Raw genomic sequence first — 23,393 nt, 5'->3', positions numbered from 1 at the left:
ACCCGGCGCCGGGCAGGAGCCTACTCTCACGGGCCGGACGCCGGATTGGCGTGATCCTGGCCTCGCCCGCGTCATCCCACCAGGCGTTTGTGCCAGGTCAGGGGCGTCACGGTGATCGCCCTGTCCGGGCTGCCGTCCCACTGGGCGGACAGTCCGGCGGCGGTGAGCGCGGCGACGACCTCGCGTCCGACGGCCTCGGTGGTGTCGGCCGAACCGTCGAACCCTCCGTACAGCAGTGTCAGTCCGTGCCCGGCGGCGGCGCTCTGTGTGCACTGCGAGTGGAAGTAGACGAAGCCGCGGGCTCCTTCGCGGCTCTCGCCGCCGATCTCGGCGGTGCCGCAGGAGCGGCAGCAGGTGAAGTTCTCCCGGGCGGTGATGCCTTCCGCGTCGAGCGACTCGAAGGCCGTGGTGAGGCGCTCCGGGTCCGTGAGACCCTGCCAGGTCTCCTGCTCGGCCAGACGCTCCAGCCAGAGCCGGTCCACGAGCTCCCGGGCCTGGACCGCGGACACCGGTCGGTCGTCGCCGTCCACGAGCCACTCCTCGGCGTCCTCCGCCAGCCGGGCGCGGTCGTCGTACCCGCAGCGCAGCAGCTCCCGTACGTGCTCCTCGACCTCCTCGCGCACGTCCTCGGGCAGTTCGGGGACGTCCGCTGCGGGGTCGGCCGCCACCGGTTCCCAGCCGAGACCCGCGTGCCAGTCGTCCTGCCGACGGGCCCAGCCCACCATGGCGTCCGCGACCCGGTCGGGGTCCGCCACACCGGTCCCGAAGAACTGCTCCCGGCCGGCGCGGTGTTCGAGCCGGTAGTCGCCGCCCGTCTCGTGCCACACCTGGATGAAGACGTCGGGGATGTCGGGTATGCGCTGCACGACCAGGAAGTGGTCGCCCTTGCCGCCGATCCGCCGTACCAGCTCACGCAGCCGTTGCTCCGAGATCCGGGCGTGCTTCTGCCAGTTCTCCGTCTCGGCCTTGATGGCGAGCGGCTCGTGGTTCTCCATGGGGGCAAGACTGGCACGCGCCACTGACACCGTGGGTCCACGGGCCGGCGTACGCCGGCACATGCGGGAGGGGCGCCCACCGCGACGGTGGGCGCCCCTCTCACGGAGCCGTGGCGCGGATCAGACCTGGCCGGCCTTCTCCAGCGCGGAGCAGCAGGTGTCGACGAGCAGACGCGTCACCACGTACGGGTCGACGTTGGCGTTCGGACGGCGGTCCTCGATGTAGCCCTTGCCGTCCTTCTCGACCTGCCAGGGGATGCGGACCGAGGCGCCGCGGTTCGAGACGCCGTACGAGTACTCGTTCCACGGGGCGGTCTCGTGCAGACCGGTCAGGCGGTCGTCGATGCCGGCGCCGTAGTTCTTGACGTGGTCCATCGGCTTGGAGCCCTCGCCGAGCGACTCGCACGCGGTGATGATCGCGTCGTAGCCCTCGCGCATCGCCTTGGTGGAGAAGTTGGTGTGCGCGCCGGCACCGTTCCAGTCGCCCTTGACCGGCTTCGGGTCGAGGGTCGCGGAGACGCCGAAGTCCTCGGCGGTGCGGTAGAGCAGCCAGCGGGCGACCCAGAGCTGGTCCGAGACCTCCAGCGGTGCCAGCGGGCCGACCTGGAACTCCCACTGGCCGGGCATGACCTCGGCGTTGATGCCGGAGATGCCGAGGCCCGCCTTGAGGCAGTTGTCCAGGTGCGCCTCGACGACGTCGCGGCCGAAGATCTCGTCCGCGCCGACACCGCAGTAGTAGCCCCCCTGCGCGGCCGGGAAGCCGCCCTCGGGGAAGCCGAGCGGACGCGACCCCTTGAAGAAGGTGTACTCCTGCTCGATGCCGAAGATCGACTCCTGCGCGGCGAACCGCTCCGCGACCTCGGCAAGCCCGGCACGGGTGTTGGACTCGTGGGGCGTCATGTCGATGTTGAGGACCTCGCACATGACGAGGATGTCGTCGCCGCCGCGGATCGGGTCCGGGAAGCTGGCCACGGGCCTGAGCACTCGGTCCGAGGCGTGCCCCTCGGCCTGGTTCGTGGAGGAGCCGTCGAAGCCCCAGATCGGCAGGTCCGCACCCTTGGCGTCGTCGCCCAGTATCTTCGTCTTGGAACGGAGCTTGGCCGTCGGCTCGGTGCCGTCGATCCAGATGTACTCAGCCTTGAAGGTCACGGGCCACATCCTTCGGGGTGTGTCTCTAGGCGCACTTGCGGGTGCTGCGGCGCTGCGGCACTGGGGCGCCGCCAGGGATGCGGGCAGCCTGTCAACAGGCGATTTCCCGATCATTGCCCGAATGTGAACCCCGTGTTACCTGAGCTGTGTGTGCCCGGTGTCACTCCGCCCGGCCGGTGCGGGCTCCCGTGCGGGAGTGTTCGCGTCCGCGACCGCCGGCCCGTCCTGTCGTGGACGCGCCGCGCACGACGGCTCGTATGCGATGGGGTGCGAAGACGCCCCGGGAGGTGCGGACACGTGTCGGCCCTGCCGCCCCCGTCCCGGAGCGGCAGGGCCTTCGACCCGTTCTCCGCGTCACCCCACCTTCTCGATGACGGCCTTGCGGATCAGGAACTTCCCGGGCTCCCGCACCTGCTCGAAGGCGGCGTTGTTCAGCAGCACACAGCTGCCGGACACCGAGGTGACCTCGACAGTCGTGGACTTGTTGTTGTCCAGGTTGGTGACCTTCAGCTTCGTCCCCGCCGGGAACTGGTTGCTGGAGGCGGCCGGGGCGCCGCCCTCACCGGAGAGCGTGACGGTCGAGCCGTTGCAGACCTGCTGGCCGCCGCCGGCGCCGCCGCCCGCGTTGTTCGCACCGCCGGCGTTGTTCGCGCCGCCGGCCGCGTTGTTCGCGCCACCGCCGTTGTTCGCGGGTGCGGACTGCGCCGGCGCGGACTGCGCGGGCTGCGTTCCGGCCTGGGAGCCCTGAGCCGACTCCCCGACCGCGCAACCGGACGCCTTCTGCTGAACCTTGATCTGCTCGATGACGGCCTCGCGGTTGGCGATCCGCGCCTGCGACTGCGCGTCGGGGTTGGCCCGCTGGCCCTCGATGAACTTCTGGTTGTTGCCGAGCGCGGTGGCCAGGCCTTGGCAGACCGTCGAGTTCTGCGCGTTCTGCACCGGTGCCGCGTTGGACGTGGCGGCCAGGGCGAAGGCCCCGCCGCCGGCCACGGTCGCGGCGCTGACGAACAGCGCGATCTTCTTCTTCGTGCTGAGAGTTCTCCTACGCGACATGCGCGCCTCCTGGGTGAGGTGGAGCGTTACGCCGCTATGTACGAGATGCCGAACAGGGTTACTCAACGGTTACCGCAGTCACTCAAGTAACGTAGGTCACAGCCGAGTTGGTGAGGCCGTTTCGAGGGCTACCGGGACAGGGCGTCCCGTACGGACTCCTCCGTGCGGCCCACCACGGCGCTGCCGTCGTCCGCGGTGATGATCGGCCGCTGGATGAGCTTCGGGTGCCGCGAGAGCGCCGTGATCCACCGCTGCCGCGCCTCCGCGTCCCGCGGCCAGTCCTTGAGCCCCAGCTCCTTGGCGTCGGCCTCCTGGGTGCGTGTGATGTCCCACGGCTCCAGTCCCAGCCGGTCGAGCACCTCGCGGATCTCGTCCTCGGTGGGCACGTCCTCCAGGTAGCGGCGGACGGTGTAGTCCGCGCCCTCGGCGTCGAGCAGGGTGAGCGCGCTGCGGCACTTCGAACAGGCCGGATTGATCCAGATCTCCATGCCGCACACGGTACGCCAGACATCGGTTTCCCCAGGCGTCACGGGGTCCCCAAGAGCCCTGTGGCCAGCGGCTTTTGTCAGTGCCCGGCAGTAGAATAGAAGCAGTGTTCGAGGGTGTCGCCGGGGCGTCCGGACGGCTCCCTGACCGCGACAGGAGGATGCCTGTGCCCGCTGCCGCACTGAAGCCGCTGCCCACCCAGTCCACGTCCAGGAGGGCGGTCCTGCTGGACCTGCCGTACGAGCCCGTGGAGAAGCGCCCGCTGCCGCCGGGCCGCCCCCGCGAGTGGTACGTCACGCACAACCGCCGGCTCAAGGCGATGCGTCTGGCCATCGCCCTGCTCGACTCCGGCGTCTACGTGCCGAACCAGGCCCGCAACGAGACGATACGAAGCACCGCGGAACTCATCGGCGTCCACGCGCCGTCCGACACGACGTGCCACATGGTGCGCGCGCTGATGAAGTACGCCCGCTGACGCCCGCTGCCGGGTGCCGCCGCACCGCGCGGCGGCACCCGGCACCGGCCCCGGACTCACCCCGAGGACAACTCCTTCTCCAGGGGCGTCCGGAAGCGCGGGGTCACCCGGGTCCCGTCCAGCCAGGCCTGCGCACGCGCGGCCTCGGCCGCGATCGCGTCCAGGGCCTCGCGCCCCACACCCCGGTCGTCCAGCACCCGCCACACGACCTCACCGCCGGGCCGCTGCGCCCAGCCACCGACCACCCGTCCGTCCCACCACACCGTCGGACCGACGTTGCCGCTGCCGTCGAAGAGGGCGGGCCGCAGATCGGGTGCCAGGTACCAGTCCCGCTCCTGCCAGCCCATGGCGGTCGGATCGAGGCCGGGCAGCAGGGCCGCCCAGGGCGTTCCCGGCGCGTCGACGGGCTCCTCGTCGTCGTCGGCGACATAGCCGGTGGCGCCGTCGTCGAGCGACACGGCCACCGCCCCGGCCGCGGCGAGAGCCCGCCGCACATCGGTGACCTTCCACCCCGTCCACCACTTCAGGTCGCCCTCGGTGGCGGGTCCGCACGCCCGCAGCCAGCGGCGCAGCAGATCCGGCTGGGCCTCGGCGGGCTGCAGTTCGGGATGCGGCGGAGCGACCGCCCAGCGGAACTGGCTCGACGTCCACGAGCCGAGCGGACGTCCGCGCACCACCCGGCCCTCCACCCCGAGCACCCGCATCAGCCGGGACGACACGGTCTGCGGGCTCTCGTAGCTCTTCCCGGCACCGTAGGTGAACTGCTCCTTCAACCGCGGTTCGTCCCGGGTGAGTTCGTTCACCGTGGCCTGCCCGCGACGGGCCAGCGCGGCGAGCGCGGACGCCTCGACCTCGGCGAGCCACTCCTCGGTCAGCCGCCCGTCGCTGCCGGTGGTCACGTTCTTGACCAGTTCCGCGCGAGCCTTCGCGGCGATGGCGAGCCCCGTCGAGGCGTGCACCACCGCGGTCAGGGAGGCGGGGAACACGAACACCGTGTGCCGCATGCCGTGCATCCGCACCAGTGTCCGGTCCTCGTACAGCGCCCGGTCGACCTCCGCCACCGTCTTCCCGGCGTCCTCCAGCCGCGCGCCGACCGCCAGGTACACCGTCGCCGGATCGGTGCCGTGCAGCGCGACCAGGGAGTCGGCGACCTCCTCGGGCCGTGTCGCCCGCGCGGTGACCGCCAGCCTCTGCCGCAGGGCGAGCCGGGCCCGCCGTTCCGCCGTACCGATGTGCCGTCGCCGTCCGCTCATGCCGCCTCCAGCCGGTCCCCTGAACCCCGTGATCCCATCCTCTCGAACAGGCGGCCGTCACCGGGAGCGACTCACTCGTTTCGCCGTATCCCGCATGCGTGCCCGCTGCCGTCGGCATTGACTGAGGCGACCGCGAGACGCGGGATCCGCAGGACGAGGAGCACATCGGGAGACGCGATGCACCGGCACGGCGTACGAGGGCTGATCCTGGCGGCGACCGCGACGACGGCCCTGGCCGCGTTCCTCGCAGGCTGCTCGGAGGGCGACAGCCCGTCCGGGGCCGTGTCCAAGGCCGCGTCCGCCGCGTCCGAGGCCGGGGACGCCCTGGCCTCCGCGACCGCCGAGGCCGGCCAGAAGTTCGACGACGTCAAGAACGGTGTCGACGCCAAGGGCGACGTGAAGCTCGACGGCAAGGTCACCCCCGACGCCGACGGACGGGCCACCGTCAAGCTGACCGCCACCAACTCGGCTTCCGCGACGAAGTCCTACGTCATCCAGGTCGACTTCCGCGACAAGGACGGCAACCTCCTCGGCGTGTCGGTCGTCACCGTGAACGACGTGGCGAAGGGCGCCTCCAAGGACGCCACCGCCCGCACCAACCGCTCGCTCTCCGGTGACATCACGGCCGGTGTCGCCCGCGCAGTGCGGTACTGACGGCCGTGGCCCAGAACGGTGCCCCCAGCCCCGCCGACCGGGCGGCAGGGGGCAAGGCCGCTCGCAAGCGCGTCCCCCGTTCCTCGCACGCCGGCTGGATACCCGCCGCCGACCGTCCGGACCCCGTCGCCGTCCTCGAACGGCAGGGCCGCGACCGGCTCCAGGAGCTGCTGCCGATCCGGTACGGGCGGATGACGGTGTCCCCGTTCGCGTTCCTGCGCGGCTCCGCCGCCGTGATGGCCGCCGACCTCGCCGCACACCCGCACACCGGCCTCATGGTGCAGCTGTGCGGCGACGCCCATCTGCTCAACTTCGGCGTGTACGCCTCCCCGGAACGCGCCCTGGTCTTCGACCTCAACGACTTCGACGAGACCTTCCCCGGCCCCTTCGAGTGGGACGTCAAACGGCTCGCGGCCAGCGTCGCCGTCGCCGCCCGCGAGAACGGGCACAAGGAGGCACAGGCCCACGGCGCGGCCATGACCGCCGTGGGCGAGTACCGCCGGGCCGTACGACGTCTGGCCGAACAGGGCGAACTCGCCGTCTGGTACGCCCGCGTCGACGCCGCGGAGCTGCTCCCGCTTGCGCCGACGGCCCGGCGGCGCAAGCGCGTCGAGTCGAGCCTCACCCGGGCCCGCCGCCGCACCAGCCTGCACGCCCTGGGCAAGCTCACCGAGATCGTCGACGGACGGCCGCGCATCGTCCAGGACCCGCCCCTGCTGGAGACGGTCGGCGCCCCCGACATGGCCTCACTGCGCAAGATCTTCAGCGACTACCGCTCCACGCTCTCCGAGGAGCGCCGCCTGCTCCTCGACCGCTACCGCTTCGTGGACGCCGCCCGCAAGGTCGTGGGTGTCGGCAGCGTCGGCACCAGGTGCTTCATCGTGCTGCTCACCGGCCGGGACATGACCGACCCACTGTTCCTCCAGATCAAGGAGGCCGGCCGGTCCGTCCTGGAGGAGCACCTGCCCAGCGGTCCGTACGTGCACCCGGGACACCGGGTCGTCGCGGGGCAGCGACTGCTCCAGGCCGCCAGCGACATCTTCCTCGGCTGGATGAGCGGGCCGCAGGACCGGGCCTACTACTGGCGGCAGTTGCGCGACATGAAGTCCTCGGCGGACGTCGCGGGCATGAGCCCGGCCGTCCTGCGGATCTACGCCGGGCTGTGCGGCACCACTCTGGCCCGCGCGCACGCGCGCTCCGGCGACCGCATCGCGATCGCCTCGTACCTCGGCGCCTCCGACACCTTCGACCGGGCCGTCGCCGACTTCGCGCTGCGCTACGCCGACCGGACCGTCGAGGACCACGCGGCCCTCGGCGCGGCCGTGGCGGCCGGGGTGGTCCGGGCGGCCCCGGGCGTCTGAACGCGGGCGAGCGGCCCCCTCGGCGGGTCCGCCTTCCCGGTCAGCGGGCCGGGTCGGTGAGGACGAGGTCGACGAACCGTGCCCGGTCCTCGGCATGGTCGTGGAACCACAGGTCGAGCCTGTGCTCCGCGTCGGGCACGTCGAAGCGGGTGAACCGGGCCTTCGCGGACAGGGCGTCCGTCACGGCCTCGGTCACGGCGGGCGGGATCACGGCGTCCGTGCCCGGCACGGCGAGCACCGCACGGCCCGCGTAGGCCCGCAGCACGTCGAGTGCGGGCGCCGTACGCCAGGTGTCCGGGGTGCGGATGATCGTGCTGAACAGGCTGTCGCCCTCGCCGAACGGGAGCGGCCACGCCTCGGCGCTGTACACGGCCGGCGCGCACAGCCCGACGGCGGCGACGCGCTCTTCGTAGTGCCCCGCGAGATCGGCCACGGTCTGCCCGCTCATGCTGAAGCCGACGAGGATCAGCTCCCCGTTCGCGGGGACGCTCGCGTCGATGACGGAGACGGCCTGCTCGAAGCGCCGCCGAAGGCTCAACTCCTTGAGCGCGCCCGTGCTTTCGCCGTGTCCGGAGAAGTCGAGCGCGAGTGCGCGGCAGCCGCGCGCCACGAAGTCGCCGAGCAGCGGGAGCAGTCGTTCCTTGCTGCCGTTGCCCGCGCCGTGCAGCAGGACGGCGGTGGCGGCACCGCCACCGCTCAGGTCGCCTCCGCCGCTGACACAGCTGAGTCGTTCACCGTCGTGGTGGTGCGTGAAGGTGGAGAGCATCTCCCCATTTACGCATGCCGCACGTGCCGCCTCGGCACAGGGCTCCGGGCCGCTCGGGAGGAGGCGGGAGCGGGCTCAGGAGGAAGCGGGCGCGGCGGTGTCGGTCCCGGCCTGCGCGGCGGTGTCGCTCTGCGCGGGTGCCGCCGTGTCGCTCTTCGCCCGTGCGGCGGCGATCGCCTCGCGCAGCGCGTCCTCCTGTTCCTGGCTCAGCGACGTCTGCACCAACTGGCCGCCGAACTCGGCGATCTGGGGGACCACCTTGTCGGCGGCGGCCTGCTTGACGAGCACGAACAGCGCGGCGGCACCCGGCCGCAGATTCTGGCTGAGGTCCTTCATGAAGTTGTCGTTGATGCCGGTGTCCGTGACCGCGCCGCCGGCGGCACCGGCCGCCGCGCCCACCGCGGCGCCGAGCAGCGGCGCCAGGAAGAGCAGTCCGATCACTCCGCCCCACAGGGCACCCCCGGCCGCGCCCACGGCCGTGTGGCTGACGGCCTGATGGAGCTTGATCTTTCCGTCGTCGCGCCGCTCCACCACCACCGCGTCCTCCAGCTCGACGAGGTGCTGCTTGGACAGCTCGAAGAGCTTCTCCCGCACCTGGTTGGCGGTGGCGAGTTCGTTGTACGCGATGACGAACAGATTGCTCATCCGAAGGCACCCCTTATGTCGAGTTCGTTCGACTTTATAGCGGTACGGGGTGGGGTGCAGTCGGGAGAAATCCGGATGCGTACGCCCGGGCCCGGTCCCTACGCTGGACATGCGTCGCGGAGCTGCCCGGCACCGCTTGCCGCCGGACAGGCATCAGTCGGCGGACACGGGGCTACTCTCTACGCACCGACGTGCGGCCGCCCACCCCCAGCGCCTCGTCGGCACACCCCACCGGCACGTCAAGACCCGCCATCCACGCATCCCAAGGAGTCCCGTCATGGGCACCTTGATCGTCTCGGCGACCCTGGTTCTGGTCGTCATGGGCTTCTCCGACCACGTCCTCTGGCTCGCGGCGGTGGCCCTGCTCTTCCTGTACGTCCGCTACGGCCGCACGGGGGAGAGCACGTCCGCCGCGTCCTCGAACGGGGCCCCCGCCCGGGGTTCCGCGGGCCGCACGGACACGAGTTACCGCGCCTACCGTGACCGCCGTGACCGTCAGGCCAGGTGGGAGCGCCGCTACCGTCGCGAGCGTCCTCTGGAGGCACGCCGCCAGGAGCGCCAGAAGTAGGCCCGCCCGGGCCGTCCACGGATCCCGCCCCGCGCGGATCCATGCCGTCACAGACCCGGGGCGCCCCAGATCGGGAACCAGCGCCCCAGGTCCTGCTCGATCCGCAGGTCGTCGGCGAGCACCGCCTTGACCTGCAGCTCCAGCGCGTTGTCGCGCCGTCGGCCGGTACCGGCCAGCGGCGCGAACGGGTAGAAGGTCCCGCGCTTGTAGAGGTAGACGAGTCCGAGCCGCCGCTGCCCGGTGTCCTCGAAGCCGGCGACCGAGCACAGCAGTTGCGGGCCGAAGCCGGTTCCCTCCAGGGCGCTGTTGACCGCGTGCAGATCGCTCACCAGCGCGGGCAGGTCGTCGGGCTGCCGCCGGGAGACCAGCCACGAGTACCCGAACTCGTCGCGGATGAGCTCGACGGGCGGCCCGGTGCGCCCGGCATCGGCGTCGAGCAGCGCCTGCACCTCGTGGTGCGCCTCGGCGAAGGCCGCACCCTCGACGCTCGCGAAGCACACCGCACCCGTCCCGGTCGGGGTGAACCCGGCGGCGGCCTGAAGGGTCACGGCCGCCGACGGCAGCCCGAAGAGCTGGTCCAGATCGGGCGCCACGGGCTTGGTGCGACCCAGCAGGATGTCCAGGAACCCCATGCAGATGGCCTTTCCGGGAGTCTCAGGCGGTCGTACCGGGCGCCGCGGGCTCGCCCAGCTCGGCGGAGATGCGGGCCAGTTGCTCCAGACGCTGTTCCAGACTCGGGTGCGTGGAGAACAGCTTGGCGAAACCGGGCTCGGCGCCGAGCGCGGGCGTGAAGTAGAAGGCGTTGAAGGCCTGCGCGGTACGCAGGTCCTTCGTGGGGATCCGGCCGATGTCCCCGGTGACCTTGGTCAGCGCGGACGCCAGTGCCGAGGGCCGTCCGGTGAGCAGGGCCGCGGCGCGGTCGGCGGCCAGCTCGCGGTAGCGCGACAGCGCCCTGATCAGCAGGAAACTGATCGCGTACACGGCCGCGGAGACGGCCATCACCATCGCGAAGATCGCGACCGTGTTCTGGTCCTTGCGCCCCCGCCCGAACAGCTCGGAGTAGAAGGCGAAGCGCACGATCAGCCCGGCGATCACACCGAGGAACGACGCCACGGTGATCACCGCCACGTCCTTGTGCGCCACGTGCGAGAGCTCGTGCGCCAGGACGCCTTCGAGCTCGTCGGGTTCGAGCCTTCGCAGCAGTCCGCTGGTCACGCACAGTACGGCGTGGTCGGCGTTGCGTCCGGTGGCGAAGGCGTTGGGCATGTCCAGGTCGGACACCGCGACCAGCGGCTTCGGCATGTCGGCCACCGCGCACAGCCGGTCGACGACGCCGTGCAGCTGGGGGTACTGCTCCCGCTCCACGATCCGCCCGTGCATCGCGTACAGCGCGATCCGGTCCGAGAACCAGTACTGGGCGCCCAGCAGCCCGGCCGCGAAGACGACGACCAGCACCCAGGACTTCAGCAACACGATCAGCGCGGCGACGAACGCCACGTACAGCAATCCGAGCAGGAACAACGTGACCGTCATCCGGACGGTCAGCCGCCGATCACTCCGGAACCGGCTCTGCATCGCGCATCACCCCGCAGTCAGGCACTCGTCCCGCTTTCCATTGTGCGCCCGCACCCACCCATGAACAGGGCCCGAACGACCCCATGGAATGCAAAGGAATCCGGGCCCCGGAGGGCGGTCGGGCGGACAACGGCGGAGCCCCGCCGCTGTCCGGAGGCAGGGGGCGGGGTTCCGTGTGCGGAAAGTGCCGACGAGCCAGTACTACTACACGCTCGCCGTTGTCCTCGACGACGCCGGCCCCTTCCGCCTCACCGGAGACGACCACCGAGGCGTCCTCCATCAGGCCAGAGCCGTGATGAACCCGGACCGCGCGGTCACCTTCGTGGAGTGGGGCTACTTCGGCCCGGAGATACCGCTGCACGCCAAGATCTGCAGCACCTCGAGCCACCACTGTCTTACCGACTTCGACTGACGGCCCGGCAGCCCGAGCCGGCCCCCGAGGACCGGGAGCCGAAAGGCCGAAGGCCGGCTCTCCCGTGCGGGGAGAGCCGGCCTTCGGCCCACAGACGGCCCAGGGGCGCGGTTACCCGCTCCGACCTGGGGCGATATCACACGTCGAAGTAGAGCTCGAACTCGTGCGGGTGCGGGCGCAGCTGCAGCGGGGCGATCTCGTTCGTGCGCTTGAAGTCGATCCACGTCTCGATCAGGTCGGACGTGAAGACGTCGCCCTGGAGGAGGAACTCGTGGTCGGCCTCGAGGGAGTCGAGGACGGCCGGGAGCGAGGTCGGGACCTGGGCGACGTTCGCGTGCTCCTCGGGAGCCAGCTCGTACAGGTCCTTGTCGATCGGCTCGGCCGGCTCGATCTTGTTCTTGATGCCGTCGAGGCCCGCGAGGAGAAGGGCCGAGAAGGCGAGGTACGGGTTGCCGGAGGAGTCGGGCGCGCGGAACTCGACGCGCTTGGCCTTCGGGTTGGAACCCGTGATCGGGATGCGCATGGCAGCCGAGCGGTTGCGCTGCGAGTACACCAGGTTGATCGGGGCCTCGAAGCCCGGCACCAGACGGTGGTACGAGTTCACCGTCGGGTTGGTGAAGGCGAGGAGGGAGGGGGCGTGCTTCAGGATGCCGCCGATGTAGAAGCGGGCGGTGTCCGAGAGGCCCGCGTAGCCCGCCTCGTCGTAGAACAGCGGGTCGCCGTTGCTCCACAGCGACTGGTGGACGTGCATGCCCGAGCCGTTGTCGCCGAAGATCGGCTTCGGCATGAAGGTCGCGGTCTTGCCGTTGCGCCAGGCGACGTTCTTCACGATGTACTTGAAGAGCATCAGGTCGTCGGCGGCGGCGAGCAGCGTGTTGAACTTGTAGTTGATCTCGGCCTGGCCGGCGGTGCCCACCTCGTGGTGCTGGCGCTCGACCTGGAGACCCTGCTTGTCCAGCTCCAGGGAGATCTCCGCACGCAGGTCGGCGAAGTGGTCGACCGGCGGGGTCGGGAAGTAGCCGCCCTTGTAGCGGACCTTGTAACCGCGGTTGTCCTCCAGCGCACCGGTGTTCCAGGCGCCGGCCTCGGAGTCGATGTGGTAGAAGGACTCGTTCGCGGAGGTCTGGAAACGCACGCTGTCGAAGACGTAGAACTCGGCCTCGGGACCGAAGTACGCGGTGTCGGCGATACCGGTCGACGCGAGGTAGGCCTCGGCCTTCTTCGCCACGTTGCGCGGGTCACGGGAGTACTGCTCGCCCGTGATCGGGTCGTGGATGAAGAAGTTGATGTTGACCGTCTTGTCGCGGCGGAAGGGGTCGACGCGCGCGGTGGACAGGTCGGCGCGGAGCGCCATGTCGGACTCGTGGATGGCCTGGAAGCCGCGGATCGAGGAGCCGTCGAACGCAAGCTCCTCGGCCGGGTCGAAGGCCTCCGCCGGCACCGTGAAGTGCTGCATCACACCCGGCAGGTCGCAGAAGCGGACGTCGATGAACTTGACGTCCTCGTCCGCGATGAACTTCTTGGCCTCGTCGGCGTTCTGGAACATCCAGCTCCTCCTACTCCCGCCCACTGTGGACCGGGGTGGTAGTTCGTTCGTGCGGCCAGTGCGGTGGCACACGCTGGAGCCGACCATAGGGACGGGGGATTTCTCCAGCGTGACCCATTTGTTTCGCCCAAGTTAACCGACGCGGGTCGGTCCGGCCCCTCCTGTCCGGATGTCAGAACGGGCGCAGTACCTTTGACGGGTGGACAACAGGCAAGCAATCGGATCGTGGCTCTCCGGCCCCCGCGCGGCCGCGGAGGAAGCCGGGGTCGACTTCGGATACCGGGGACAGCAGCTCGGTCTCCCGGAGCACGGGCCGGGCTCCATCGCCCGCCCGGGCCGCCGCCTCGGCGCCCTGGCAGTGGACTGGGGGCTCTGCCTCTTGATCGCATACGGATTGCTCACCGACGGCTATGACCAGGCTACCGGCAACTGGGCCCTGCTCGTCTTCTTCGCGCTCAGCGTGCTCACCGTCGGTACGGTCGGTTTCACCCCGGGCAAGCGCCTGTTCGGCCTGCGGGTCGTACCCGAGGGCGGCGGCCGGCTGAACCCGCTGCGCGCCCTGCTGCGCAGCGCGCTCGTCTGCGTGGCCGTTCCGGCCCTGATCTGGGACCGCGACGGCCGGGGTCTGCACGACCGCCTCGCGCGCACGATCGAGGTCCGCATCTGACGACGGCCGCTGTCGCCGCCCACCGCTCCGGCCGGCGGGCGACCCCGTACCCCGTGAGGCGAAGGGGCGGGGGCGGACCGTCGCCCACGACGAAAGGGCGAGAAGGGCCCGGCGCGCACGGCGAGGGGCGCGCGAGGACAACCGCCGCGCCCGGTGAGGGCCCGAGGACTTCCGCCACGTACGGCAGGCTCCGCTCACCGAAGGGCCCGGCACGAGTCACTGCATACAACGAAAGGGGCGCCCGGATCACTCCGGGCGCCCCTTTCTCGTAGGAGGGGTGTCAGCGGGCCTTCGGTCCGCCGCGCGGCATCCGCATGCCCTTGGGCATCGGCCCCTTGGGCAGTGGCATGTTGCTCATCAGGTCGCCCAGGGCGCGCAGCCGGTCGTTGGTCGCGGTGACCTGCGGGCCGGAGAGCACGCGCGGCAGCTTCAGCATCGTCGTGCGGAGCTTCTTGAGCTGCACCTGGCCCTCGCCGTCACCGACGAGGATGTCGTGCACCGGGACGTCCGCGACGATCCGCGCCATCTTCTTCTTCTCGGCGGCCAGCAGGCTCTTGACCCGGTTCGGGTTGCCCTCGGCGACCAGCACGATGCCGGCCTTGCCGACCGCGCGGTGCACCACGTCCTGGCTGCGGTTCATCGCCACCGCCGGAGTGGTGGTCCAGCCCCGGCCGATGTTGTCCAGCACGGCCGCCGCGGCTCCCGGCTGTCCCTCCATCTGCCCGAAGGCGGCCCGCTCGGCCCTGCGTCCGAAGACGATCGCCGTCGCGAGGAAGGCCAGCAGGAGGCCGAGAATGCCGAGATAGACCGGGTGGCCGATCAAGAAGCCGATCGCGAGGAAGACACCGAGGGTGACGATTCCGACAGCCGCGAGCACAAGACCGATCTTCTTGTCGGCCTTGCGGGTCATCTTGTAGGTCAGGGCGATCTGCTTGAGTCGCCCGGGGTTCGCAGCGTCCGCTGCAGGTTCCTTCCTCGCCATGCCACGAAGTCTACGTGGCCCGGCGAGCGCCGACGACGGCAGTACCGGGGCCGCGGTTCCGGGCCCCGGCGGCCGGCAGGGGCTAGCGGCGGGTGGCCACGGACTCCAGCACGCGCTGCGCCTCGACCCGGTCCTTGGCGCGGCGGCGGTCCTCCAGGACGGAGGTCCAGGCGTTGCGGCGGGCCGTGCGCTGGCCGCCGCTCATGAGGATCGACTCGACGGCACGGAGTGCATCTGTGAACGACGGAATGGCGGTGGCGCGTACCGGCGCGGCCTGCATGATGGGGGTCCCCCCTCGGGATCGGATGCTTTCGTGAAAAGCAAGTACGTGGCGTAAGACCAGGGTCACTGATTGGTGTTACCAGGGCGTGACCGACCGGTCAAACACCAATGAAGCCTTGATGTGAAGGGCGCGCATCCTGACGCGGCCCAAATGGTGGCCCCATCTGCGGGGACGGTCGGGACGGCTGTGAACGGTCCGCGGCGAGGGGGACGTTGCTTGTGCGCGGATTCACACGAAAGCGGTGGCACCCAGTGCCACCGCTCGTGTTTTCGATCATGCCGTCCGGCGTGTCAGACCGCCTGTGAGGCGACGTAGGCGCCGCGCTTCTCGACGGCCATCTGGTACAGCCGGCCGGCCCGGTAGGAGGAGCGGACCAGCGGGCCCGACATGACGCCGGAGAAGCCGATCTCCTCGGCCTCCTCCTTCAGCTCGACGAACTCCTGCGGCTTGACCCAGCGCTCCACGGGGTGATGGCGCACGGACGGGCGCAGGTACTGCGTGATCGTGATGAGCTCGCAACCTGCCTCGTGCAGCTGCTGGAGCGCCTCGCTGATCTCCTCGCGGGTCTCGCCCATGCCGAGGATCAGGTTCGACTTCGTGACCAGACCGTAGTCACGGGCCTCGGTGATGACCTTGAGCGAGCGCTCGTAGCGGAAGCCGGGGCGGATGCGCTTGAAGATCCGGGGGACCGTCTCGACGTTGTGCGCGAAGACCTCGGGGCGCGAGGAGAAGACCTCGGCGAGCTGCTCGGGCTCGGCGTTGAAGTCGGGGGCGAGCAGCTCGACCTTGGTGCGGCCGGCCTCGCGGTCCGCCGTCTGGGCGTGGATCTGCCGGACCGTCTCGGCGTACAGCCAGGCGCCGCCGTCCTCCAGGTCGTCGCGGGCGACGCCGGTGATGGTCGCGTAGTTCAGGTCCATCGTGACGACGGACTCGCCGACGCGGCGCGGTTCGTCACGGTCGAGCGCCTCGGGCTTGCCTGTGTCGATCTGGCAGAAGTCGCAGCGCCTGGTGCACTGGTCACCGCCGATGAGGAAGGTGGCCTCGCGGTCTTCCCAGCACTCGTAGATGTTGGGACAGCCCGCCTCCTGGCAGACCGTGTGCAGTCCCTCGCTCTTCACGAGGCTCTGCATCTTCGTGTACTCGGGGCCCATTTTCGCCCGGGTCTTGATCCACTCGGGCTTGCGCTCGATGGGGGTCTGGCTGTTGCGGACCTCCAGGCGCAGCATCTTGCGTCCGTCGGGTGCGACTGCGGACACATCGGCTCCCTGCTGATTGCTCTGAGTAGGCTTCGTACTCTGCGTGGTCTTCGAATCTTCGGCGTACACCAGCGTACGCCCGTGCGTGTTGCGGTCCTTCGTCTGGGCAACCTTCGGGACCGGGGGTGCATTCCCGTCCCCGTGGGACTGCCCTAGGCCGACGCGCGTTCCACCACCCGCGGCTTGAGGTCGGCGTTCTCCAGGATGTCCCTGAGGTGCTTCTCGGCCACCGGCAGGACGTCGGCGATCGTCACGTCGCGGCCCAGTTCGTTCGCGAGCGAGGTGACGCCGGCGTCCCGGATGCCGCAGGGGATGATGCGGTCGAACCAGACGTTGTCCGGGTTCACGTTGAGGGCGAAGCCGTGCATGGTGACGCCCTTGGCGACACGGATGCCGATCGCGGCGATCTTGCGGTCCTCGCGGCGCTGGCCGGCGTTGGACGGCGCGTACTCCGGGCCGTTCAGCCGGGGGTCGAACTCCTCGTCCTGGAGCCGGGGGTCGAAGTCGAGGGAGAGGCCGCCGAGCGAGGGGCGCTGTTCCACCGGGTCGCCGAGCACCCAGACGCCGCTGCGGCCCTCGACGCGGGTGGTCTCCAGACCGAACTCCGCACACGTACGGATAAGGGCCTCTTCCAGGCGGCGTACATGTGCTACGACGTCCACCGGGCGGGGCAGCTTCTGGATCGGGTAGCCGACCAGCTGGCCGGGACCGTGCCAGGTGATCTTGCCGCCGCGGTCCACGTCGATCACGGGCGTGCCGTCCAGGGGCCGCTCGTCGTCCGCCGTGCGCCGGCCCGCCGTGTAGACCGGCGGGTGCTCCAGGAGCAGGCAGGTGTCGGGGATCTCGTCCAGGAAACGGGCGGCGTGCACGCGGCGCTGCTCGTCCCACGCCTCCTGGTAGTCGACCGCCTCGGCACCGAATCCCATGCGGACGAACCGCAACTCACTCACGGCAAGCGCCTCCCTAGAAGCTTCGTCGGGCACACCGCGGTGCCCTTGTGCGGCACGCGGAAGAACCTTTCGTCAGGCCCGTGGCGCACCCACGCCACTGTACGTCCGGCCGTCGGCCGTCAGCCGAGTGGCCAATCCTCACACGATCGGATGAATGAACCTCGAAGTCTGCGATGAGGTGCTTACGCTCCGCTACATTCGCGCCGTTCACGAGGCCATAAGGGCTGCTCACAGGCAATCCGGGCAAGTCGCAGTGACCCGGAAGGCAGGAGACCGCACCGCAGATGACGGAACGACCCGCGCAGCGCACCCCCAACCGACAGCTCGCCGCGCTCATCGCAGAAGCGGGGTTCTCCAACGCAGGTCTCGCCCGTCGCGTGGACCAGCTCGGCCTCGAACACGGACTCGATCTCAGATACGACAAGACATCCGTCACCCGGTGGCTGCGCGGGCAGCAGCCCCGGGGCACCACGCCCGCGCTCATCGCCGAGGTGTTCACCCGCCGCCTCGGCCGCCGGCTCACCGCGCAGGACCTCGGGCTCGACGCCTGCGCCCCGGTCTACGCGGGGCTGGAGTTCGCCGCGACCCCCGAGGAGGCCGTGGACATCGTCAGCGGCCTGTGGCGCAAGGACTCCGGCAGCCATGCCGAGCTCCGCAAGATCGCCTTCACCCCCGCGGGACTCGTCGTCCCGAGCCGGGACTGGCTGATCGGGCGGGCCGACGACCGGGTCGGCCGCGGCGAGACCGGGCCCGGCCGTGTCCCCGGGCAGGGGCGACCGGCGGTCCCGCGGCAGCGCAGCCAGACCGAGCGCGGCCCGGGGCAGAAGGTCACCGGGGGCGACATCGCGGCGCTCCGCTCGGTCGGCGAACTCTTCCGCGCCCTCGACAACGCCTACGGCGGCGGCCACGCCCGCCAGGCACTGGTCCGCTATCTGGAGCACGAGGCCGAGCCGATGCTGCGCGGCACGTACGGCGAGCAGACCGGGCGGCGGCTGTTCGCCGCCGCCGCCGACCTCACCCGGCTCGCCGGCTGGACCTCGTACGACATCGCCGCGCACGGGCTCGCACAGCGGTACTTCGTCCAGGCGCTGCGCCTGTCGCAGGCCGCCGGGGACCGCGCCTACGGCTCCTACGTGCTGGTCACGATGAGCCGCCAGGCCGTCTACCTCGGCCACGGCCGGGAGGCCGTGCAACTGGCGCGGGTGGCCCAGCAGGGCGTCGGATCGGCGGCGCCGTCCGTCGTGCAGGCACTGCTGCACGCGGCCGAGGCGCGCGGACACGGCGTGCTGGGCGAGGTGCGCGCCTGCACCGCCGCCCTGGTGCGGGCCGAGCGCGCGCTGGAGGCGTCCCGGACGGGCGAGGAGGTCCCGCACTGGGCACGGTTCTTCGACGAGGCGCAGCTCGCCGACGAGTTCGGGCACTGCCACCGCGACCTCCAGCAGTACCGGGCCGCCGCGCAGCACGCCGAGCGCTCGCTGCAACTGCGGGCGCCCGGCTATGCGCGCAGCCGGCTGTTCTGCCGCGTGGTGCTCGCCTCCGCGCGGCTCGGCCTCGGAGAGCTCGACCAGGCCTGCCAGCTCGGCGCGGAGGCGGCCGGGCAGGCGGCCGAGATGCGGTCGGTGAGGGCCGTCGAGTACGTACGGGACTTCGAGCGGCGCCTGGAGCCCTACAAGGACGCGACGCCCGTACGCGGTTACCGGGACAGGGTGGCGGCGCTGGGCTGACGCCGGGGACGGCTCAGGCCGCGGTCTCCAGGGGTTCCGCCAGCGGGGCCGGCCGGGCGCCCAGGTCCGAGAGCAGGGCATGGGCGGCCCGGCGGGCCGAGTGCAGCGCACCCTGCACGGTGCTGGTGTCCCGGTGGTCGCCGCAGACGTACAGGCCGGCGAGGAGCCGCACCGGGCGGTGCGGGTCGTGCGGCGACGGCATCGCCGGGACCGCCTCGGGATCGTGATGGACCGCGAGGAGTTCCCAGCGGGTCGTCGACGTCCCGTAGAGACGGGCCAGTTGGGCGCGGACCGCCGCGTCCAGGTGCGCCGCGGCCGGTGGAGTGCCCAGCACCGTCGAGGAGATGAGGGCGCGGCCCTCGGGCGCGCGCGTCGGGTCGACCCGGCTGACGACCGCGGTGTGCGCCACGGGGCCGCTGCGGTCGGCGTCCAGCAGCAGGGCGTCCTCCGTGAGCGGGGGCTCGTCGGTGGTGTGGTGAAGGACCGTCACCGGGTGGAAGGCGGGCAGGCGCAGGCCGGGCAGCAGCTCGGCCGCGGCACGGGCGCCGGTCGCCAGCAGGATGGCACGGCAGCCGATCCGGCCGTGCTCCCTCGTCGTCACGCTGGTCGTGGAGACCGAGGTGACCTCCACGCCGGTGCGGACCGTGCCCGGCGGCAGCGCCGCGGCGAGCAGCTCCGGGAGCGCGTCCGCGCCGCCCTCGGGCAGACACAGCCGGCCCGTCGCGAAGGAGTGCAGGGCGAGGTCCGCGCAGCGGTTCGAGGTCTTCAGGTCCGGGTCGCACAGCAGCGTGGCGAGCAGGGGGCGCAGGAAGCCGTCGACCGTGCGGGCCGGCAGCCCGCAGGAGGCGAGCGCCCGGGCGGCCGGCACGTCCGGGCGGCCGAGCAGGCGCTCCGGCCGGGTGGCGGCGATCCGGGCCAGGGCGCCGGCCAGACGGGACTGGTCGAGCGGGCCGCCGAGGGGGCCGGGGCGCGTGGCGGCGCGTTGCGGGCGGGCCAGCGAGAGCCGGGGGGCGCTCGCGAGGGCGCGCGCGGTGGTGAGTGCGCCCCTTGCGCTTCGGGGCACGACGGGAGCCGACGGGGGGACGGCCGCACGGTGGTGGTGACCGTCGCTGTGCAGCAGGACGCCCGGGGAGAACGGGCGCAGGACGAGACCGTCCAGACCCGGGGTGCGGCGCAGTTCGGGGTACGAGGTGGACAGCAGCCGGCCCAGCCGGTCCAGCCGGAAGCCGTCGACCTTCTCCGTGGCCATGCGCCCGCCCACGTGCGGCGCGGCCTCCAGGACGGTGGCCGACAGCCCCGCCCTGGTCAGATGCAACGCGGCCGCCAGGCCGGCTGCCCCGGCTCCCACGACGACGACGTCGACGTCCTGTGCGCGTGGTGCGTCTTCTGCGTACGCAGCGTATTCCGCGATCTCCGCGATCTGCGCGGTGTGGCGTGCGGGCTCTAGCACGTGCCCCTCCCCGAGGTTGCGCGGCCGGTGGGGACGTCATGCCCCCAACAGGCTTCTGGAATACCCGAGTTCGGATCGAGGGTAGGTGCGCCCGCGGACGGCGGAAGACGCGCGGCGGCCGTGCACGGGCGCATGGGGGGTGCATGTGACTGCCCGGTACGGCCGCGCGGACGGTCCCGCCGCCGCGTACCGCTCAGTCGAGCGCCGCCCGCAGCGCCCCCTCGATCGACGGGAACGCGAACGAGAAGCCCGATTCCAGGAGGCGGCCGGGCAGGACGCGCTGGCTGCCGAGGATGTCGCCGGCCATGTCGCCGAGGGCGAGACGCAACAGCGGGGCCGGGGTGGTGAACACGGTGGGGCGGTGCAGGACACGGCCCATCGCCTCGGTGATCTCACGGTTGGTGAGCGGGTCCGGAGCCGTCAGGTTCACCGGGCCGGCGAGCCAGTCCGTGTCGATGAGGTGCCGGATCGCCGCCACCTCGTCGTGCAGGGAGATGAAGCTCCAGTACTGGCGGCCGTCGCCCATCCGGCCGCCGACCCCCGCCTTGAAGAGCGGGAACAGCTTCGCCCACGCGCCGCCCTTGCTGGAGACCACCAGGCCGGTGCGGGCGAAGACCGTACGGACACCGGCGTCCTGGGCGGGGCCGGCCGCCTCCTCCCAGTCCACGCACAGCGAGGACAGGAAACCGGTCCCGGGCGGCGCCGACTCGTCCACCGCCCGGCCGTCCGTGTCGCCGTAGTACCCGATCGCGCTGCCGTTCACGAACACCGCGGGCGGCTCGTCGAGGGAGGCCACCGCGTCGGCCAGCGTCGCCGTGCCGAGGACCCGGCTCTCCCGGATCTTGCGCCGGTACGCCTCCGTCCAGCGCTGCGCGGCGATGCCCGCCCCCGCCAGATTGACCACCGCGGCGCAGCCGGCGAGCCCCGCCGTGTCGATCCGCTCCCGTTCGGGGTCCCACTCGACCTCGTCCTCCGTACGCGGCGCCCGGCGCACCAGACGCACCACCACGTGTCCGTCCGCGGCCAGCGAGCGCGCCAGCGCCGAACCGATCAGGCCGGACGCACCGGCGACGGCAACACGCGAACCGGGGGGAAGAGTCGAGTCGCTCATACGTCCATCCTGCCCGCGAAGCCCCAGAAATTGCGGGACGAGGCCGGGTGGCGGAGCCGTACAGTGATCAGCATGCCAGCACCGCTCATACGCACCGCCACGCTCGACGACGAGGACGAGCTCGCGCGCCTCGACCGGGTCACCTGGTCCACGCTGCACGCCGTCGCACCGCGCCCGCAGCCCCCGTACGAGCCCTTCTACAGCGAGCGCTTCGGACCGCGTGACCATCTCGTCGCCGAGATCGGCGGCCGCGTGGTGGGCTACATCCGCCTGGGCTTCCCGACCCCGCTCGCCTGCAACGCGCATGTGCGGCAGATCCAGGGGCTCGTCGTCGCCGACGAGGCGCGCGGCACCGGTGTCGGGCGCGCCCTGCTGCGGGCCGTGCAGGACGAGGCCCGCCGGCTGGGCGCCCGGCGGATCACGCTGCGGGTCCTCGGGCACAACGCCCCGGCACGGGGGCTGTACGAGTCGGAGGGCTTCGTCGTGGAGGGCGTCCTGCCCGAGGAGTTCCTGCTGGACGGCACGTACGTGGACGACGTGTTCATGGGACGTTCGCTCTGACCCTCTGACCCTCTGACCCTCTGACCTCTGACCCTCTGACCTCTGACGCCGTGCCCGCTGAGGCGCGCGGGACGCCGGGTTCCAGGCCGTGACGGGGACGCCGGGGTCAGCGGTGCCACTGGGGTCGCCGGGTTCCCCGGCGTGACGACTCGCCGGGGCCGCCGGTGCCACGCCGTGACGAGGCCGCCCGGATCTACGACGTGACGAGGTCGCCCGTGTCCACCGGCCTCGTCGCGTCCGCCGCCCGCTGCGCGTCGCCCGCCACCTCGTCCGCCGTCAGCACGTAACCGGTCTCGCTGTCCGAGGTCGAGCGGGCGAAGACCACGCCATACACCCTGCCGTCGGTGGTCAGCAGCGGACCGCCGGAATTGCCCGGACGGACGGTGGAGCGGACCGAGTAGATCTCACGCGTGACGGTGTCCGAGCTGTAGATGTTCTGGCCCGTCGCGTCGATGCGGCCCGCGACCGTGGCCGCCTGGAGGTCGAGGCCGCCGTCCTGCGGATAGCCCGCCACGACCGCCGAGTCGCCGCGCGAAGCGGTGTCGTCGAAGCGGAGCGCGGGCGCGCGCAGCCCCGGGACGTAGAGGACGGCGACGTCCTTCTGCGGATCGAAGAGCACGACGGTGGCCTCGTACGCCTCGCCGACGCCGCCCACCCGCACGGTCGGCTGGTCGATGCCGGCCACGACATGGGCGTTCGTCATCACGTGCTCGGACGTGTACACGAAGCCGCTGCCCTCGCGTCCCTGGACGCCCGAGCTGCCCTCCACCTTGACCGTGCTGAGTTTCGCGGCGTTCGTCGCGGCCGTCGTGACGCTGTCCCCGGAGGGCCTGGCGACGCCCGTCGTCGGCTCGCTCTCGAACGGGTTGAAGACCTGGGGGAAGCCGGCCTCGGTGAGCGCGGAGGTCGCGCGCGAGAACCAGTCCGGTGTGGTGTCCGGCATCGTGTCCTGGACGGCGCCCAGCAGCGCCGAATTGCGGATCGACTGCGTCACCACCGTCGACGAGGACGCGCCCAGGACGCTCGCGGCCACCCAGGCCACCAGCAGCACCGCCACCGTGTTGGCCGCGGCCCCGCCGATGCCGTCCGCCACCCGCAGCGGTCCCCGGGAGAGCTCGCGGCGCAGCTTGAGCGCGAGCCTGCCCGCCATCTCGTGGCCCACCACCGCCGGGACCAGCACCGTCAGCACGGCCGTCACCGTCGCCGCCGGGGTCCCGGCCGTGACCAGGTCCATGATCCACGGAAGCACCCACACACCGATCACGGCACCGCCCACGAATCCCGCCAGGGACACACAGCCGGCGACCAGGCCGCGACGGTAGCCGGACGCCGCGTAGACCAGGATCACCAGCATCAGCAGGAGGTCGAGCACGTCCACGGAGCCGCCTTTCTCTCGGGCCCCTTAGTACGCGTGGGGCGGGCCCAGTGATCAGGCACGCGCGCGTGGCGCCGGGGAAAGGGTCACACACGC

The 23,393-nt window shown here is 71.5% G+C and carries 25 protein-coding genes; 8 read left to right on the top strand and 17 right to left on the bottom strand.

Annotated elements, in window-relative coordinates; genetic code table 11:
• Positions 1-71 precede the first annotated feature (71 nt).
• From BKI49_RS09885 to BKI49_RS09870, 4 genes are all read right to left on the bottom strand, one after another.
• Entirely contained in the window at positions 72-995 is a 924-nt protein-coding gene (locus BKI49_RS09885) for a DUF6891 domain-containing protein (RefSeq protein WP_095933850.1), read from the bottom strand.
• 120 nt (positions 996-1,115) lie between these two features.
• Positions 1,116-2,144: a glutamine synthetase gene (gene glnII, locus BKI49_RS09880; protein WP_095933849.1), complete on the bottom strand. Its 1,029-nt coding sequence runs from the start codon at positions 2,142-2,144 to the stop codon at positions 1,116-1,118.
• 354 nt (positions 2,145-2,498) lie between these two features.
• A complete protein-coding gene (locus BKI49_RS09875) occupies positions 2,499-3,197 on the bottom strand; it encodes an RlpA-like double-psi beta-barrel domain-containing protein (protein WP_095933848.1) in 699 nt (232 codons plus the stop codon).
• A 128-nt stretch (positions 3,198-3,325) separates the two neighbouring features.
• On the bottom strand, positions 3,326-3,685 hold the full coding sequence (locus BKI49_RS09870) for an arsenate reductase family protein (RefSeq protein WP_095933847.1): 360 nt from the start codon (positions 3,683-3,685) through the stop codon (positions 3,326-3,328).
• A 164-nt stretch (positions 3,686-3,849) separates the two neighbouring features.
• On the opposite strand from BKI49_RS09870, the gene BKI49_RS09865 reads away from it, so the two are divergent.
• Positions 3,850-4,158, top strand: coding sequence for a hypothetical protein (locus BKI49_RS09865; protein ID WP_095933846.1), 309 nt, complete (start codon positions 3,850-3,852; stop codon positions 4,156-4,158).
• A 56-nt stretch (positions 4,159-4,214) separates the two neighbouring features.
• On the opposite strand, the gene BKI49_RS09860 is transcribed toward BKI49_RS09865, so the two are convergent.
• Positions 4,215-5,411: a winged helix DNA-binding domain-containing protein gene (locus BKI49_RS09860; protein ID WP_095933845.1), complete on the bottom strand. Its 1,197-nt coding sequence runs from the start codon at positions 5,409-5,411 to the stop codon at positions 4,215-4,217.
• Between the two features lie 177 nt (positions 5,412-5,588).
• Between BKI49_RS09860 and BKI49_RS09855 the strand changes: the two genes are divergently transcribed.
• Together BKI49_RS09855 and BKI49_RS09850 are read left to right on the top strand one after the other, a co-directional pair.
• Positions 5,589-6,065, top strand: coding sequence for an FxLYD domain-containing protein (locus BKI49_RS09855; protein WP_179332383.1), 477 nt, complete (start codon positions 5,589-5,591; stop codon positions 6,063-6,065).
• A gap of 5 nt (positions 6,066-6,070) precedes the next feature.
• Positions 6,071-7,426 carry a DUF2252 domain-containing protein gene (locus BKI49_RS09850; RefSeq protein ID WP_095933844.1) on the top strand — a complete coding sequence of 452 codons (1,356 nt, stop codon included), beginning with the start codon at positions 6,071-6,073 and terminating at the stop codon, positions 7,424-7,426.
• A 40-nt stretch (positions 7,427-7,466) separates the two neighbouring features.
• On the opposite strand, the gene BKI49_RS09845 is transcribed toward BKI49_RS09850, so the two are convergent.
• Complete coding sequence (locus BKI49_RS09845) at positions 7,467-8,192, bottom strand: alpha/beta hydrolase (RefSeq protein WP_095933843.1); 726 nt, start codon at positions 8,190-8,192, stop codon at positions 7,467-7,469.
• A 75-nt stretch (positions 8,193-8,267) separates the two neighbouring features.
• Positions 8,268-8,837, bottom strand: a complete 570-nt coding sequence (locus BKI49_RS09840) for a DUF1269 domain-containing protein (protein WP_095933842.1) — start codon at positions 8,835-8,837, stop codon at positions 8,268-8,270.
• 277 nt (positions 8,838-9,114) lie between these two features.
• Between BKI49_RS09840 and BKI49_RS09835 the strand changes: the two genes are divergently transcribed.
• Entirely contained in the window at positions 9,115-9,405 is a 291-nt protein-coding gene (locus tag BKI49_RS09835; RefSeq protein WP_028805165.1) for a hypothetical protein, read from the top strand.
• A gap of 47 nt (positions 9,406-9,452) precedes the next feature.
• On the opposite strand, the gene pspAB is transcribed toward BKI49_RS09835, so the two are convergent.
• The gene (pspAB, locus tag BKI49_RS09830) at positions 9,453-10,037 is read right to left on the bottom strand and encodes a PspA-associated protein PspAB (RefSeq protein WP_095933841.1); all 585 of its coding nucleotides are present in this window, start codon (positions 10,035-10,037) and stop codon (positions 9,453-9,455) included.
• Positions 10,038-10,059: 22 nt separating this feature from the next.
• Entirely contained in the window at positions 10,060-10,980 is a 921-nt protein-coding gene (gene htpX / locus BKI49_RS09825; RefSeq protein WP_095933840.1) for a zinc metalloprotease HtpX, read from the bottom strand.
• Positions 10,981-11,164: 184 nt separating this feature from the next.
• Here htpX and BKI49_RS09820 point away from each other — a divergent pair, with 184 nt between their 5' ends.
• The gene (locus BKI49_RS09820; protein ID WP_095933839.1) at positions 11,165-11,392 is read left to right on the top strand and encodes a hypothetical protein; all 228 of its coding nucleotides are present in this window, start codon (positions 11,165-11,167) and stop codon (positions 11,390-11,392) included.
• A gap of 136 nt (positions 11,393-11,528) precedes the next feature.
• Here BKI49_RS09820 and glnA read toward each other — a convergent pair whose 3' ends face one another.
• Positions 11,529-12,938, bottom strand: a complete 1,410-nt coding sequence (gene glnA, locus BKI49_RS09815; RefSeq protein WP_095933838.1) for a type I glutamate--ammonia ligase — start codon at positions 12,936-12,938, stop codon at positions 11,529-11,531.
• A 199-nt stretch (positions 12,939-13,137) separates the two neighbouring features.
• Here glnA and BKI49_RS09810 point away from each other — a divergent pair, with 199 nt between their 5' ends.
• Entirely contained in the window at positions 13,138-13,605 is a 468-nt protein-coding gene (locus tag BKI49_RS09810) for an RDD family protein (RefSeq protein WP_095933837.1), read from the top strand.
• 280 nt (positions 13,606-13,885) lie between these two features.
• Here BKI49_RS09810 and BKI49_RS09805 read toward each other — a convergent pair whose 3' ends face one another.
• The 4 genes from BKI49_RS09805 to lipB form a co-directional block, all read right to left on the bottom strand.
• A complete protein-coding gene (locus BKI49_RS09805; protein WP_095933836.1) occupies positions 13,886-14,587 on the bottom strand; it encodes a DUF4191 domain-containing protein in 702 nt (233 codons plus the stop codon).
• 82 nt (positions 14,588-14,669) lie between these two features.
• A complete protein-coding gene (locus tag BKI49_RS09800; protein WP_095933835.1) occupies positions 14,670-14,867 on the bottom strand; it encodes an SCO2195 family GlnR-regulated protein in 198 nt (65 codons plus the stop codon).
• A 293-nt stretch (positions 14,868-15,160) separates the two neighbouring features.
• Positions 15,161-16,126 carry a lipoyl synthase gene (lipA, locus tag BKI49_RS09795; RefSeq protein ID WP_095933834.1) on the bottom strand — a complete coding sequence of 322 codons (966 nt, stop codon included), beginning with the start codon at positions 16,124-16,126 and terminating at the stop codon, positions 15,161-15,163.
• A gap of 152 nt (positions 16,127-16,278) precedes the next feature.
• A complete protein-coding gene (lipB, locus tag BKI49_RS09790) occupies positions 16,279-17,076 on the bottom strand; it encodes a lipoyl(octanoyl) transferase LipB (RefSeq protein WP_095933833.1) in 798 nt (265 codons plus the stop codon).
• Between the two features lie 284 nt (positions 17,077-17,360).
• Between lipB and BKI49_RS09785 the strand changes: the two genes are divergently transcribed.
• Positions 17,361-18,800: an NsdA family TPR-like regulatory protein gene (locus BKI49_RS09785; RefSeq protein WP_095933832.1), complete on the top strand. Its 1,440-nt coding sequence runs from the start codon at positions 17,361-17,363 to the stop codon at positions 18,798-18,800.
• 13 nt (positions 18,801-18,813) lie between these two features.
• Here BKI49_RS09785 and BKI49_RS09780 read toward each other — a convergent pair whose 3' ends face one another.
• Both BKI49_RS09780 and BKI49_RS09775 read right to left on the bottom strand, forming a co-directional pair.
• Positions 18,814-20,211, bottom strand: coding sequence for an NAD(P)/FAD-dependent oxidoreductase (locus tag BKI49_RS09780; protein WP_095934118.1), 1,398 nt, complete (start codon positions 20,209-20,211; stop codon positions 18,814-18,816).
• A gap of 232 nt (positions 20,212-20,443) precedes the next feature.
• Positions 20,444-21,361 carry a TIGR01777 family oxidoreductase gene (locus BKI49_RS09775; RefSeq protein ID WP_095933831.1) on the bottom strand — a complete coding sequence of 306 codons (918 nt, stop codon included), beginning with the start codon at positions 21,359-21,361 and terminating at the stop codon, positions 20,444-20,446.
• A 72-nt stretch (positions 21,362-21,433) separates the two neighbouring features.
• Between BKI49_RS09775 and BKI49_RS09770 the strand changes: the two genes are divergently transcribed.
• The gene (locus BKI49_RS09770; RefSeq protein ID WP_179332382.1) at positions 21,434-21,922 is read left to right on the top strand and encodes a GNAT family N-acetyltransferase; all 489 of its coding nucleotides are present in this window, start codon (positions 21,434-21,436) and stop codon (positions 21,920-21,922) included.
• Positions 21,923-22,115: 193 nt separating this feature from the next.
• Here the strand turns inward: BKI49_RS09770 and BKI49_RS09765 are convergent, their stop codons facing one another.
• Positions 22,116-23,300 (bottom strand): MarP family serine protease, encoded by a 1,185-nt coding sequence (locus BKI49_RS09765; RefSeq protein WP_095933829.1) that lies wholly within the window; start codon positions 23,298-23,300, stop codon positions 22,116-22,118.
• Positions 23,301-23,393 lie beyond the last annotated feature (93 nt).

Source organism: Streptomyces sp. Tue6028 (assembly GCF_002300165.1).
Lineage (GTDB): Bacteria > Actinomycetota > Actinomycetes > Streptomycetales > Streptomycetaceae > Streptomyces > Streptomyces siamensis.
The sequence above is the reverse complement of the archived record's forward strand: the minus strand, read 5'-3'. Positions and strand labels throughout refer to the sequence as shown.

What these genes read in the sequence shown, in the direction of transcription:
- BKI49_RS09885 (WP_095933850.1), bottom strand. Translation starts at nt 995, where the DNA reads ATGGAGAACCACGAGCCGCTCGCCATCAAGGCCGAGACGGAGAACTGG.
- BKI49_RS09875 (WP_095933848.1), bottom strand. Translation starts at nt 3,197, where the DNA reads ATGTCGCGTAGGAGAACTCTCAGCACGAAGAAGAAGATCGCGCTGTTC.
- BKI49_RS09870 (WP_095933847.1), bottom strand. Translation starts at nt 3,685, where the DNA reads ATGGAGATCTGGATCAATCCGGCCTGTTCGAAGTGCCGCAGCGCGCTC.
- BKI49_RS09860 (WP_095933845.1), bottom strand. Translation starts at nt 5,411, where the DNA reads ATGAGCGGACGGCGACGGCACATCGGTACGGCGGAACGGCGGGCCCGG.
- BKI49_RS09855 (WP_179332383.1), top strand. Translation starts at nt 5,589, where the DNA reads ATGCACCGGCACGGCGTACGAGGGCTGATCCTGGCGGCGACCGCGACG.
- BKI49_RS09845 (WP_095933843.1), bottom strand. Translation starts at nt 8,192, where the DNA reads ATGCTCTCCACCTTCACGCACCACCACGACGGTGAACGACTCAGCTGT.
- BKI49_RS09840 (WP_095933842.1), bottom strand. Translation starts at nt 8,837, where the DNA reads ATGAGCAATCTGTTCGTCATCGCGTACAACGAACTCGCCACCGCCAAC.
- BKI49_RS09835 (WP_028805165.1), top strand. Translation starts at nt 9,115, where the DNA reads ATGGGCACCTTGATCGTCTCGGCGACCCTGGTTCTGGTCGTCATGGGC.
- pspAB (WP_095933841.1), bottom strand. Translation starts at nt 10,037, where the DNA reads ATGGGGTTCCTGGACATCCTGCTGGGTCGCACCAAGCCCGTGGCGCCC.
- htpX (WP_095933840.1), bottom strand. Translation starts at nt 10,980, where the DNA reads ATGCAGAGCCGGTTCCGGAGTGATCGGCGGCTGACCGTCCGGATGACG.
- glnA (WP_095933838.1), bottom strand. Translation starts at nt 12,938, where the DNA reads ATGTTCCAGAACGCCGACGAGGCCAAGAAGTTCATCGCGGACGAGGAC.
- BKI49_RS09805 (WP_095933836.1), bottom strand. Translation starts at nt 14,587, where the DNA reads ATGGCGAGGAAGGAACCTGCAGCGGACGCTGCGAACCCCGGGCGACTC.
- BKI49_RS09800 (WP_095933835.1), bottom strand. Translation starts at nt 14,867, where the DNA reads ATGCAGGCCGCGCCGGTACGCGCCACCGCCATTCCGTCGTTCACAGAT.
- BKI49_RS09785 (WP_095933832.1), top strand. Translation starts at nt 17,361, where the DNA reads ATGACGGAACGACCCGCGCAGCGCACCCCCAACCGACAGCTCGCCGCG.
- BKI49_RS09775 (WP_095933831.1), bottom strand. Translation starts at nt 21,361, where the DNA reads ATGAGCGACTCGACTCTTCCCCCCGGTTCGCGTGTTGCCGTCGCCGGT.
- BKI49_RS09770 (WP_179332382.1), top strand. Translation starts at nt 21,434, where the DNA reads ATGCCAGCACCGCTCATACGCACCGCCACGCTCGACGACGAGGACGAG.